The sequence below is a fragment of the Escherichia whittamii genome, from assembly GCF_014836715.1.
GTDB lineage: Bacteria > Pseudomonadota > Gammaproteobacteria > Enterobacterales > Enterobacteriaceae > Escherichia > Escherichia whittamii.
Genome location: NZ_JACSQI010000018.1, coordinates 23081 through 36359 on the forward strand (window position 1 = coordinate 23081; position 13279 = coordinate 36359).

A 13279-nucleotide genomic window follows, 5' to 3' on the forward strand; every position below is an offset into this window, starting at 1 on the left:
CGGTCACCTGTAGGCCTGATAAGACGCGTTAGCGTCGCATCAGGCATCGCTTGTCGGATGCGGTGCGAGCGCCTTATCCGACCTACATTGGTGGTCCCCGTAGGCCTGATAAGACGCGCAAGCGTCGCATCAGGCTTCAATTGCCGGAGAAGGCGATAATGTCTTATCCGGTCTACGGTGCAGGTGAAACTTAAACTACTACACGTCCAACAGCAGACGCGTCGGATCTTCCAGCAACTCTTTGATCGTTACCAGGAAGCCCACAGATTCGCGACCATCGATCAAACGGTGATCGTAGGACAGCGCCAGGTACATCATCGGCAGGATCTCAACCTGACCATTCACTGCCATCGGACGATCTTTGATAGCGTGCATACCCAGAATTGCGCTCTGCGGCGGGTTGATGATAGGCGTAGACATCAGGGAACCGAACACACCGCCGTTAGTGATGGTGAAGTTACCACCGGTCAGATCTTCAACCGTCAGCTTGCCGTCACGGCCTTTAATTGCCAGTTCTTTGATTTTCTTCTCGATGTCTGCCATGCCGAGGGTATCGACATCACGCAGAACCGGCGTCACCAGACCACGCGGCGTAGAAACCGCCATGCTGACGTCGAAATAGTTGTGGTAAACCACATCATCGCCGTCGATAGACGCGTTCACTTCCGGGTAACGTTTCAGGGCTTCAACCACCGCTTTCACGTAGAAGGACATAAAGCCCAGACGGATGCCGTGACGTTTTTCAAACGCTTCGCCGTACTGCTTACGCAGATCCATAATCGGTTTCATGTTGACTTCGTTGAACGTGGTCAGCATGGCGGTGGAGTTTTTCGCTTCCAGCAGACGCTCTGCCACACGCTTACGCAGGCGAGTCATTGGTACACGTTTTTCGCTACGTGCAGCCAGTGCCGGTTGAGCAGTCGGGGCTGCTGCTGGTGCAGCGTCTTTCGCCGGAGCTTTCGCCAGATGTTTTTCCACATCTTCACGGGTCAGACGACCACCTACACCGGTGCCTTTAATGGCACTGGCATCGAGGTTGTGTTCAGCCAGCAGGCGACGGATCGCCGGGCTTAACGCATCGTTGTTTTGCTCTTCCAGAGAAGCCTGCTGGCGTTGCGCCGGAGTGGACGCTTTCTCTTCAGATTTGGCGCTGGTTTCTTTACCGGCGCTGTTGCCTTCACGCAGGCGACCGAGGATCTGACGAGACGTTACGGTTGTACCTTCATCTTCCAGAACCGCATCCAGAATGCCGTCTGCTGATGCCGGTACTTCCAGTACCACTTTGTCAGTTTCGATTTCTACCAGCACTTCATCACGTACGACTGCGTCGCCGGGTTTTTTATGCCAGGTTGCGACGGTGGCATCGGCTACGGATTCAGGCAGGTCAGGGACCAGAATATCTACGCTACTCATTGTGTATCCTTTATTTATTCGACGTTCAGCGCGTCATTAACCAGATCTTGTTGCTGTTTCTGGTGAACGGACATATACCCTACCGCCGGGGAGGCGGAGGCCGGGCGGCCTGCATAACGCAGAGAAGCCCCAAATGGAATCACTTCACGGAAATGATGCTGGCTGCAGTACCATGCGCCCTGGTTGAGCGGCTCTTCCTGGCACCAGACAAAATCCTTGACGTGAGCATATTGCTGCAACACTTCCTGCATCGCTTTATGCGGGAACGGGTAGAGTTGCTCGATACGCACGATGGCGACATCGTGTTGATTGTTCTTACGACGTTGTTCCAGCAGGTCGTAATAAACCTTACCAGAACACATCACTACACGTTTAACGCCTTTCGGATCAAGTTCATCGACTTCACCGATGGCCGGCAGGAAGGTGCCGTTCGCCAATTCGTCCAGCGTAGAAACTGCCAGCGGATGACGCAGCAGCGATTTCGGCGACATGACCACCAGCGGACGACGCATCCCGCGCAGCGCCTGACGACGCAGCATGTGGTAAACCTGTGCCGGGGTCGACGGTACGCAAACCTGCATGTTTTGCTCGGCGCAAAGTTGCAGATAACGTTCCAGACGCGCGGAGGAGTGTTCCGGTCCCTGTCCTTCATAACCGTGCGGCAGCAGCATGACCAGACCACACATACGGCCCCACTTCTGTTCACCAGAAGAGATGAACTGGTCGATAACCACCTGAGCACCGTTAGCGAAGTCACCGAACTGCGCTTCCCAGATGGTCAGAGTGCGGGGTTCTGCAGTGGCATAACCGTATTCGAACGCCAGCACTGCTTCTTCAGACAGAACGGAGTCCCAGACGCGGAACGCGCCCTGACCGTTATGGATGTGTTGCAGCGGCGTGTAAGTGGAACCGTTAGACTGGTTATGGATCACTGCGTGGCGGTGGAAGAACGTACCGCGACCGGAGTCTTCGCCCGACAGGCGAACCGGGATGCCTTCATCAACCAGAGTGGCGTAAGCGAGGTTTTCCGCGCCGCCCCAGTCGAACAGTTTCTCACCAGCAGCCATTGCCTGGCGATCGCCATAAATCTTGGCAACGCGAGACTGCATTTCAATCGCTTCCGGCACCGTGCTGATGCGTTTAGCCAACTCCTGCAGGCGCTTCATCTCAACTTTATTCGGGTACTCTTCGTCCCATTCGTGGTTGAGGTATGGCGACCAGGTGAAGGAGTGCATGTTCATCGGACGCCACTCTGCCACTACGCAATCGCCAGCATCCAGCGCATCGCGGTACAGGTTAACCATCTCGGTGGCATCTTCCAGCGTCACCACTTTTTCCTGCTCCAGCTTGTCAGCGTAGATTTTGCGCGGCGTCGGATGTTTTTTGATTTTCTGATACATCAGCGGCTGGGTTGCGCTCGGCTCGTCGGCTTCGTTGTGGCCGTGACGGCGATAGCACACCAGGTCGATGAAGACATCACGTTTAAAGGTGTTACGGAAATCGAGCGCCAGACGGGTAACAAAGGCAACGGCTTCCGGATCGTCCGCGTTAACGTGGAAAATCGGCGCCTGCACCATCTTACCGATATCAGTACAGTACGGCGTAGAACGGGCATCCAGCGGGTTAGAGGTGGTGAAACCGACCTGGTTGTTGATAACGATACGTACCGTACCGCCAACTTCATAACCACGCGCTTTCGACATGTTCAGGGTTTCCTGAACCACGCCCTGCCCGGTCACTGCGGCGTCACCATGAATGGTGATTGGCAGCACTTTGTTGCTGCTCGGCTCATCAAGTCTGTCCAGACGGGCACGAACAGAACCGATAACTACCGGGCTTACAATCTCAAGGTGAGACGGGTTAAACGCCAGCGCCAGGTGAACCAGGCCGCCATCGGTCTGGAAGTCAGACGAGAAGCCCATATGGTATTTCACGTCGCCCGTGCCGAGGTGTTCTTTATGTTTACCGGCAAACTCGTCGAACAAGTCTTGCGGTTTTTTACCCAGCACGTTCACCAGCACGTTCAGACGACCACGGTGCGCCATCCCAAGAACCACTTCACGGGTGCCGCTGTTGCCAGCGTGGCGGATCATCTCTTTGAGCATCGGGATTAACGCGTCGCCGCCTTCCAGCGAGAAGCGTTTTGCGCCTGGGAATTTTGCGCCGAGGTAACGTTCAAGACCTTCAGCAGCGGTCAGTTCGCTTAAGAAGCGTTTTTTCTCTTCGCTGTTGAACGTCGAGCGACCGGACTCGATACGCTGTTGAATCCAGCGTTTTTCTTCGGTGCTGGTAATGTGCATATACTCGGCGCCAATCGGGCCGCAGTAGGTTTGCTTCAGGGCTTCCAGCAGTTCGCCGAGTTTCATGGTTTCTTTGCCGCTGGCAAATGAACCGACGTTGAAAGTCTCCTGGAAGTCAGCTTCGGTCAGATCGTGGAAAGACGGGTCCAGATCGGCCACTTTATCTTGCTGCCACAGTCCCAGCGGATCGAGATTCGCATGCTGGTGACCACGGAAGCGGTATGCGTTAATGAGCTGCAGGACTTTAACCTGCTTCACATTGGTGTCAGGGTCGGAGATCGTTGAAGAGTAACGTGAAGCATCTTTCGCCAGGCGGCGGAAATATTCACGCGTTTGAGAGTGAAATTGATCCGGTTTGACTCCCGTACCAGGTAACTGCTGGAACGTCGAACGCCAGTTAGCGTCAACCGAGTCAGGATCGGTTAAGAAGTCTTCATAGAGCTGTTCTATCCAGCTCTGGTTTGCGCCAGAGAGGTAAGAAGAGTCCAACCAGGCTTTCAAAGCGCTGTTCTGCATCGTGATCCCTTAAGCATCTTTTTTATGCTTACTTCGCCGTGGATACTACCACGCACATTTCACATCAGATGTGCGTGCCGGGGTTCACTTGTTGCGGACTTGTCGTGTTTTCTGCGTCCGCTAAGGAACCTTTAAAAACTGTCTTAGTGTCAGGGGCAGTTTTTAAAGATTTCCTGCATTTCTTTGTTACGCCTGATGCGCCGTGCTTATCAGGCCTACGGGTAATGACGTGTAGCTATGTAGGCCGGATAAGGCGTTCACGCCGCATCCGGCACTGGTTGCCTGATGCGACGCCTACGCGTCTTATCAGGCCTGGGGCTTACGCATTACGCTGCAATAACATCGACTTGATATGGCCGATGGCACGCGTCGGGTTCAGCCCTTTCGGGCATACACTGACGCAGTTCATGATGCTGTGACAGCGGAATACACTGAATGCATCGCTCAAACCGTCGAGCCGCTCGTCAGTCTCGGTATCACGGCTATCGATCAGGAAACGATACGCCGCTAACAAGCCTGCCGGACCGATAAACTTATCGGGATTCCACCAGAAAGACGGACAAGAGGTTGAACAGCATGCGCAGAGAATACATTCATACAACCCATCGAGTTTTTCGCGCTGCTCTGGCATCTGTAAATGCTCGCGAGCTGGCGGATTTTGCCCATTATTCAACAAGTAAGGCTTGATTTTCTCATATTGCGCATAGAATTGTCCCATGTCTACCACCAAATCGCGGACAACCGGTAAACCAGGTAACGGGCGAATTACAATTTTCTTACCCGGCTGGTTGAGTGCCGAAATCGGGGTAATACAGGCCAGACCATTCTTGCCGTTCATGTTCAGACCGTCGGAACCGCACACACCTTCACGGCAGGAGCGGCGGAACGACAGGCTGGGATCTTTCTCTTTCAACTGGATAAGCGCATCCAGCAGCATCATGTCGCGACCTTCATCCGCTTCCAGGGTGTAATCCTGCATACGCGGAGCATCATCAACATCCGGGTTATAGCGATAAATTGAAAACTCGAGTCTCATTTTCCTGTCTCCGCATTAGTAAGTACGAATCTTCGGCGGGAATGCCGGACGCAGTTTCGGTTCCATGTTGACTTGACGTCGCGTCATGGATTCCGACTCTGGCAGATACAGGGAGTGGCACAGCCAGTTTTCATCATCACGATCCGGGAAGTCGAAGCGGCTATGTGCGCCACGGCTTTCGGTACGGAAGTTGGCAGAAACAGCCGTTGCATACGCCGTTTCCATCAGGTTATCCAGTTCCAGGCACTCAACGCGCTGGGTGTTGAACTCGCTGGAAGTGTCATCCAGACGGGCATTTTTCAGACGCTCGCGGATCACTTTCAACTGCTCAAGACCTTTCGCCATCGCATCACCTTCACGGAAGACCGAGAAGTTATGCTGCATGCATTCTTGTAGTGCTTTACGAATCGCCACCGGATCTTCACCGTTACGGTTGTTGTTCCAGCGATTCAGACGATCGAGAGAAGCTTCTACATCAGACTCGCTGGCATCGCGCAGTGCGCCCTGCTCGGCGATAGACTCTTGCAGATGCAGACCTGCCGCACGACCAAATACCACCAGGTCCAGCAGCGAGTTGCCGCCCAGACGGTTGGCGCCGTGTACTGATACGCAGGCAATTTCACCTACCGCGAACAGGCCAGGGATCACCACATCTTCGCCCTTCTCGTTCACCGTCAGCGCCTGACCAGTCACTTTGGTCGGAATACCGCCCATCATGTAGTGACAGGTTGGGATAACCGGAATCGGCTCTTTCACCGGATCGACGTGAGCGAAGGTACGGGAGAGTTCCAGGATACCCGGCAGACGGGATTCGAGAACTTCTTTACCCAGGTGATCGAGTTTCAGTTTTGCGTGCGGTCCCCACGGACCATCACAGCCGCGACCTTCACGGATTTCGATCATGATGGAACGCGCCACCACATCACGCCCTGCCAGGTCTTTGGCGTTCGGCGCATAACGTTCCATAAAGCGTTCGCCATGTTTGTTCAGCAGATAACCGCCTTCACCACGGCAACCTTCGGTTACCAGTACGCCCGCACCTGCAATACCGGTCGGGTGGAACTGCCACATTTCCATATCCTGCACAGGTACGCCTGCACGGATAGCCATGCCGACGCCGTCGCCGGTGTTAATGTGGGCGTTAGTGGTGGACTGATAAATACGCCCTGCCCCGCCAGTCGCCAGCACGGTAGCGCGAGCTTTGAAGTAAACCACTTCACCAGTTTCAATGCACAGTGCGGTACAACCGACCACCGCGCCATCGGCGTTTTTCACCAGATCCAGCGCATACCACTCAGAGAAAATAGTGGTGTGGTTTTTCAGGTTCTGCTGATAAAGCGTGTGCAGCAGTGCGTGACCGGTACGGTCGGCAGCCGCCGCAGTACGTGCCGCCTGCTCGCCGCCGAAGTTTTTCGACTGGCCGCCAAACGGACGTTGATAGATACGACCATCATCAAGGCGCGAGAACGGCAGGCCCATGTGTTCCAGTTCCAGAATCGCTTCTGGCCCGGTTTTACACATATATTCAATCGCGTCCTGGTCACCGATATAGTCCGACCCTTTTACGGTGTCGTACATATGCCATTCCCAGTTATCTTCATGGGTGTTACCCAGCGCAACGGTAATGCCGCCCTGCGCAGAAACGGTATGGGAACGGGTCGGGAAAACTTTAGAGAGCAGCGCACAGGTCTGGCCGCTCTGGGAAATTTGCAGCGCCGCGCGCATACCTGCGCCTCCGGCACCAATCACAACTGCATCAAATTCTCTGACTGGCAATTTCATCACACACCCCACACCACAACGAATCCATAAATCACGTAAACCACCAGTGCAACGACAATCACCAGTTGCAGAATCAGGCGCACGGCCAGTGGCTTAACGTAGTCGGTCAACACCTGCCACATGCCTATCCAGGCATGGATCAAAATGGAAAACAGTGCCAACAGAGTGAAGACTTTAGTGAACGCAGAGGCAAAGAAACCAATCCAGACGTCATATGTCAGTTCGCCACTGATAGCAAAAAAACCGACCATATAAATGATGTAAAGCGTCAGGACGATAGCAGTAGCGCGAACGAGGATGAAATCATGTACGCCATTGCGTCCTAATGCGGAGGCGTTGCTTACCATACGAGGACTCCTGCAAGAATTGAAAGCACGACAGTAATGACAAAGGAGACTTTGGCAGAGCGTTTACCCGCTTCGAATGTTTCTTCCAGATGGCCAAAATCCATCATCATGTGGCGAATACCTACGACGACGTGATATGCCAGAGCGGTAAGGATGCCCCACATGATAAATTTCACGAAGAAGCTGCCCATAATGGCGGAAGCTTGCTCGAAACCTTCAGGGGAAGAGAGGCTGGTACCCAGAAGCCACAGTAGGATGCCCACTGCAACAAACGTAATCACACCGGAAACGCGATGAAGAATGGACGCTATCGCCGTGATGGGGAACCGGATGGTCTGTAGGTCCAGATTAACAGGTCTTTGTTTTTTCACATTTCTTATCATGAATAACGCCCACATGCTGTTCTTATTATTCCCTGGGGACTACGGGTACAGAGGATAACTTTCTGTTACCTGGAGACGTCGGGATTTCCTTCCTCCGGTCTGCTTGCGGGTCAGACAGCGTCCTTTCTATAACTGCGCGTCATGCAAAACACTGCTTCCAGATGCGAAAACGACACGTTACAACGCTGGGTGGCTCGGGATTGCAGGGTGTTCCGGAGACCTGGCGGCAGTATAGGCCGTTCACAAAATCATTACAATTAACCTACATATAGTTTGTCTGGTTTTATCCAGAACAGTGATCCGGGTCACGATAACAACATTTATTTAATTTTTAACCACCACATTTGACAATCATTCAACAAAGTTGTTACAAACATTACCGGGAAAAGCATATAATGCGTAAAAGTTATGGGGTCACTATTTCACCTAAGATTAACTTATGTAACAGTGTGGAAGTATTGACCAATACATTCGAGACAGTTATTAGTGATAGACAGGTTTAATAATTCGGATTGCTAAGTGCTTGATTCGCCGTTTATTCGTCATCAATGAATTCTTTACCTGCAAGCGCCCAGAGCTCTGTACCCAGGTTTCCTCTCTTCCACAGAGCGGCGAGCCAAATAACAAACGGGTAAAGCCAGGTTGATGTGCGAAGGCAAATTTAAGTTCCGGCAGTCTTATGCAATAAGGCGCTAAGGAGACCTTAAATGGCTGATACAAAAGCAAAACTCACCCTCAATGGGAACACAGCTGTTGAACTGGATGTGCTGAAAGGCACGCTAGGTCAAGATGTTATCGATATCCGTACGCTTGGTTCGAAAGGCGTATTCACCTTTGACCCTGGTTTCACTTCAACCGCATCCTGCGAATCTAAAATTACTTTTATTGATGGTGATGAAGGTATTTTGCTGCATCGTGGCTTCCCGATCGATCAGCTGGCAACCGATTCTAACTACCTGGAAGTTTGCTACATCCTGTTAAATGGTGAAAAACCAACGCAGGAACAGTATGACGAATTCAAAACCACAGTAACTCGTCATACCATGATCCACGAACAGATCACCCGTCTGTTCCACGCTTTCCGTCGTGACTCGCATCCGATGGCGGTCATGTGTGGTATTACTGGTGCGCTGGCGGCGTTTTATCATGACTCTCTGGACGTCAATAACCCGCGCCATCGTGAAATCGCTGCGTTCCGTCTGCTGTCGAAAATGCCGACCATGGCAGCGATGTGCTACAAATACTCCATCGGGCAGCCATTTGTTTACCCGCGTAATGACCTCTCCTACGCCGGTAACTTCCTGCACATGATGTTCTCCACGCCGTGCGAGCCGTATGAAGTCAATCCAATTCTGGAACGTGCTATGGACCGTATTCTGATCCTGCACGCTGACCACGAACAGAACGCCTCTACTTCTACCGTACGTACCGCAGGCTCTTCGGGCGCAAACCCGTTTGCCTGTATCGCGGCAGGTATTGCCTCTCTGTGGGGACCAGCACACGGCGGCGCCAACGAAGCTGCACTGAAAATGCTGGAAGAAATCAGCTCGGTTAAACACATTCCGGAATTTGTTCGTCGTGCGAAAGACAAAAATGACTCTTTCCGTCTGATGGGCTTCGGTCACCGCGTGTACAAAAACTACGACCCGCGCGCCACCGTAATGCGTGAAACCTGCCATGAAGTGCTGAAAGAACTGGGTACCAAAGATGACCTGCTGGAAGTGGCCATGGAGCTGGAAAACATCGCGCTGAACGACCCGTATTTTATCGAGAAGAAACTCTACCCGAACGTCGATTTCTACTCTGGTATCATCCTGAAAGCGATGGGTATTCCGTCTTCCATGTTCACCGTCATCTTCGCCATGGCCCGTACCGTTGGCTGGATTGCTCACTGGAGCGAAATGCACAGCGACGGCATGAAGATTGCCCGTCCGCGTCAGCTGTACACCGGTTATGAAAAACGCGACTTTAAAAGCGATATCAAGCGTTAATCGTTGATTGTCTGGCAGTAAATCTTTCTAACCCGTCTTTTCTATGGCGGGTTATTTTTTATATGCCTGCACGCAAAAAATCGTAAAGATGAAATCCATTATCGGACCAACATAGATATTGTAAAAAAATAACACCGTTCAATTTATAAGCAGACTAATTATTTTTTAATTACCCTCTCCTGATAGCAACATTTTTAACTCCATGAAAATGAGGAACATCTCTAATAATCCCGTCTCCTTTTTATTAAACAATTAATTCATCGCGTCAATTAATTAGACTTGCATTTAATAAAGTTAACATTATTTTAAAATAAAACTAAAAACATTTGATATTCAAATAAGTTATTCTGTATCGCTATATCTTTTTTTTATTTCCTCTAAGGACTCCGTTATGTTTAAAGGACAAAAAACACTGGCGGCACTGGCCGTATCTCTGTTAATTTCTGCCCCTGTTTATGCTGCTGATGAAGGCTCTGGTGAAATTCACTTTAAGGGCGAAATTATTGAAGCGCCTTGTGAAATTAAACAGGAAGACCTTGATAAACAAGTAAATCTTGGTGAGGTAACCAAGAGCCGCATCAACCAGGATCATCACAGCGCATTGACGCCTGTCGATATTCATTTAGTTAACTGTGACCTGCCAGGTTCAGATAACGGTTCAGGTACCCCAATATCAAAAGTCGCAGTAACCTTTGATAGTTCGGCGAAAACGACAGGAGCCTCCCCAATGCTCAGTAACACCAGCGCTGGTGAAGCCACAGGTGTTGGCGTGCGCTTAATGAACAAAGACCAGTCCAACATCACTCTGGGTACAGCAAGTCCTGATATTGGGCTGGAACCCACTGCCACAGAACAAACCCTGAACTTCTTCGCCTGGATGGAGCAGATTGATAACGGTACTCCTGTGACTGCTGGTGAAGTCACCGCTAACGCAACCTATGTTCTGGATTATAAATAATTATAGCGTTGTCATATTTTAGTCTATGCATATGACGGCTTGAGTGATTAAATGTATTATGGCGGCAAGTTAGCCGCCTTTCTTCAAATATTTACCAGGTATGGATGCCGTGAATATTTATCGATTTTCTGTTTTATCCTGCCTGACAATGACTATTTCATCTGCATTGGCGGTGGAGTTCAACCTTAACGTACTTGATAAATCGATGCGCGATAGCGTTGATATTTCTCTGCTCAATGAAAAAGGCGCTATCGTTCCCGGTGATTATTTTGTTAGCGTCGTTGTTAATAATATTCAAATCAGCAGCGGGCAAACTATTCACTGGCAAAAAAACAACGATCAAATAATTCCTTGTATCAATGATTCACTACTGGATAAATTTGGCCTTAAAGAAAAAATCCGCCAGACATTGCCGCAGGTTAATCAGTGTTTCGATTTTAGCAGCCTGCCGGAAATCAACTTTACGTTTGTTCAGACCAACCAACAGCTTAATATCACGATTCCACAAGCCTGGCTGGCATGGCATTCAGACAACTGGGCGCCGCCTGAAACATGGGATGCTGGTGTTTCGGGTATCTTGCTGGACTACAACCTGTTTGCCAGCACTTATCGTCCGCAAGAAGGGAGCAGTAATACCAATCTGAATGCTTACGGTACAACGGGTATTAACGCCGGAGCATGGCGGTTGCGTAGCGATTACCAACTCAACCAGTCCGACAACGGTGATGTGCACAATCAATCCGGGGCTATTTCCCGAACCTATCTGTTTCGCCCGCTACCACACGCTTGGCGAAACCGATCTCAGCTCCAATATTTTTGACGGTTTTTCGTATACCGGTGCCGCCCTGACCAGCGATGACCGAATGCTTCCCTGGGAATTACGCGGATACGCACCGCAAATTAGCGGCGTGGCGCAAACTAACGCTACCGTCACCATAAGCCATACCGGACGCGTCATTTATCAGAAAAAAGTCCCACCGGGCCCTTTCATCATTGATGACATGAATCAGTCTGTTCAAGGCACACTGGATGTCAAAGTGACGGAGGAAGATGGCCGGGTTAATAATTTCCAGGTATCCGCAGCGTCAACGCCTTTTCTGACCCGCCAGGGGCAGGTGCGTTATAAACTTGCTGCGGGTCGTCCGCGCCCTTCTTTATCTCATCATACTGAAAACGAAACGTTTTTAAGTAATGAAGTTTCCTGGGGGATGCTCTCCAATACTTCACTGTATGGCGGGTTGATTCTCGCCGGGGACGATTATCATTCTGGCGCGCTGGGTATCGGGCAAAATATGCTGTGGCTGGGGGCGCTCTCCTTTGACGTGACCTGGGCTAAAAGTCGTTTTGATAATCAACCGGACGAGAAAGGTTACAGTTATCGCGTTAACTACAGTAAACGGATAGATGCCACCGACAGTCTTCTTTCGATAGCGGCGTATCGTTTCTCCGATCGCCATTTCCATAGCTACGCCAATTATATCGATCATAAATACAATGACGCTGATGCTCAGGATGAAAAAAAGACAATCAGCCTTTCCGCCGGGCAACCCATTGCACCGCTGAATCTCAACCTGTACGTCAACCTGTTGCGTCAAACCTGGTGGAATGCGGAGTCTTCCACAACCGCCAATATTACCGCTGGCTTCAACGTTGATATTGGTGACTGGAAAGATATTTCCGTCTCAACCTCGTTTAACACCACACATTACGAAGACAAAGCTCGTGATAACCAGATTTACCTGTCGATTTCATTGCCTGTTGGTAACGGTGGCCGCATTGGTTATGACATGCAGGACAGCAAAAATAGCACCTCACACCGCATGTCGTGGAACGATACCCTGGATGACCGCAACAGTTGGGGAATATCAACCGGACTACAATCTGACCGCCCTGACAATGGCGCACAGGTTAGCGGCAATTATCAGCATTTTAGTTCTGCCGGCGAGTGGGATCTGTCTGGTACGTACGCCGCTAATGATTACAGCTCTGCCAGCACCAGCTGGAGTGGCTCCTTTACTGCTACACGCTATGGCGCTGCGTTTCATCGCCGTAGCTCCACCAACGAACCTCGTCTTATGGTCAGTACAGACGGTGTGGCCGACATTCCCATTCAGGGTAATCTCGACTACACCAACCGTTTTGGCATTGCGGTCGTACCGTTTGTTTCCAGCTACCAACCCTCAACTGTCGCGGTCAATATGAACGACTTGCCCGACGGCGTCACGGTATCCGAAAACGTGGTCAAAGAAACCTGGACGGAAGGTGCAATCGGCTATAAAGCGCTGGCTTCACGTTCCGGAAAAGATGTTAACGTTATCATCCGTGACGCCAGCGGACATTTCCCGCCACTCGGCGCCGATATCCGGCAAGAAGAAAGCGGAATCAGCGTCGGAATGGTGGGGGAAGATGGCCACGCCTGGTTAAGTGGTGTGGGTGAAAGTCAGCGATTCACAATACGTTGGGGTGATCAACAGCGTTGTTTAATTCAGCTTCCTCAGCACCTGGAAGATATGAGTAAACGCCTGATTCTCCCCTGTCATTAATTAAGGAAAA

General features: G+C 51.0%; 9 protein-coding genes and 1 pseudogene. 4 read left to right on the top strand and 6 right to left on the bottom strand.

Annotation, left to right across the window (positions count from 1 at the left end):
- Positions 1–198 precede the first annotated feature (198 nt).
- The 6 genes from odhB to sdhC form a co-directional block, all read right to left on the bottom strand.
- On the bottom strand, positions 199–1413 hold the full coding sequence (gene odhB, locus H9644_RS20100) for a 2-oxoglutarate dehydrogenase complex dihydrolipoyllysine-residue succinyltransferase (RefSeq protein WP_064528879.1): 1215 nt from the start codon (positions 1411–1413) through the stop codon (positions 199–201).
- Between the two features lie 14 nt (positions 1414–1427).
- The gene (gene sucA / locus H9644_RS20105; RefSeq protein ID WP_064528881.1) at positions 1428–4229 is read right to left on the bottom strand and encodes a 2-oxoglutarate dehydrogenase E1 component; all 2802 of its coding nucleotides are present in this window, start codon (positions 4227–4229) and stop codon (positions 1428–1430) included.
- Positions 4230–4548: 319 nt separating this feature from the next.
- Positions 4549–5265: a succinate dehydrogenase iron-sulfur subunit SdhB gene (gene sdhB, locus H9644_RS20110; RefSeq protein WP_064528883.1), complete on the bottom strand. Its 717-nt coding sequence runs from the start codon at positions 5263–5265 to the stop codon at positions 4549–4551.
- Between the two features lie 15 nt (positions 5266–5280).
- Positions 5281–7047, bottom strand: a complete 1767-nt coding sequence (gene sdhA, locus H9644_RS20115; protein WP_064528885.1) for a succinate dehydrogenase flavoprotein subunit — start codon at positions 7045–7047, stop codon at positions 5281–5283.
- Positions 7047–7394 (bottom strand): succinate dehydrogenase membrane anchor subunit, encoded by a 348-nt coding sequence (gene sdhD / locus H9644_RS20120; protein WP_064528887.1) that lies wholly within the window; start codon positions 7392–7394, stop codon positions 7047–7049. Before sdhD ends, sdhA begins: the two co-directional genes overlap by 1 nt.
- Positions 7388–7792 (bottom strand): succinate dehydrogenase cytochrome b556 subunit, encoded by a 405-nt coding sequence (gene sdhC, locus H9644_RS20125; protein WP_064528889.1) that lies wholly within the window; start codon positions 7790–7792, stop codon positions 7388–7390. The genes sdhD and sdhC overlap by 7 nt, the downstream gene beginning before the upstream one ends.
- A gap of 380 nt (positions 7793–8172) precedes the next feature.
- Here sdhC and H9644_RS20130 point away from each other — a divergent pair, with 380 nt between their 5' ends.
- The 4 genes and pseudogenes from H9644_RS20130 to H9644_RS20145 all read left to right on the top strand — a co-directional run bounded on the left by H9644_RS20130 (position 8173) and on the right by H9644_RS20145 (position 13269).
- Positions 8173–8280: a hypothetical protein gene (locus H9644_RS20130; RefSeq protein ID WP_123057984.1), complete on the top strand. Its 108-nt coding sequence runs from the start codon at positions 8173–8175 to the stop codon at positions 8278–8280.
- Positions 8281–8484: 204 nt separating this feature from the next.
- The gene (gltA, locus tag H9644_RS20135; protein ID WP_064528891.1) at positions 8485–9768 is read left to right on the top strand and encodes a citrate synthase; all 1284 of its coding nucleotides are present in this window, start codon (positions 8485–8487) and stop codon (positions 9766–9768) included.
- Between the two features lie 391 nt (positions 9769–10159).
- The gene (locus H9644_RS20140) at positions 10160–10726 is read left to right on the top strand and encodes a fimbrial protein (RefSeq protein ID WP_064528893.1); all 567 of its coding nucleotides are present in this window, start codon (positions 10160–10162) and stop codon (positions 10724–10726) included.
- Positions 10727–10826: 100 nt separating this feature from the next.
- Positions 10827–13269 (top strand): annotated as a pseudogene (locus H9644_RS20145) (fimbria/pilus outer membrane usher protein).
- Positions 13270–13279 lie beyond the last annotated feature (10 nt).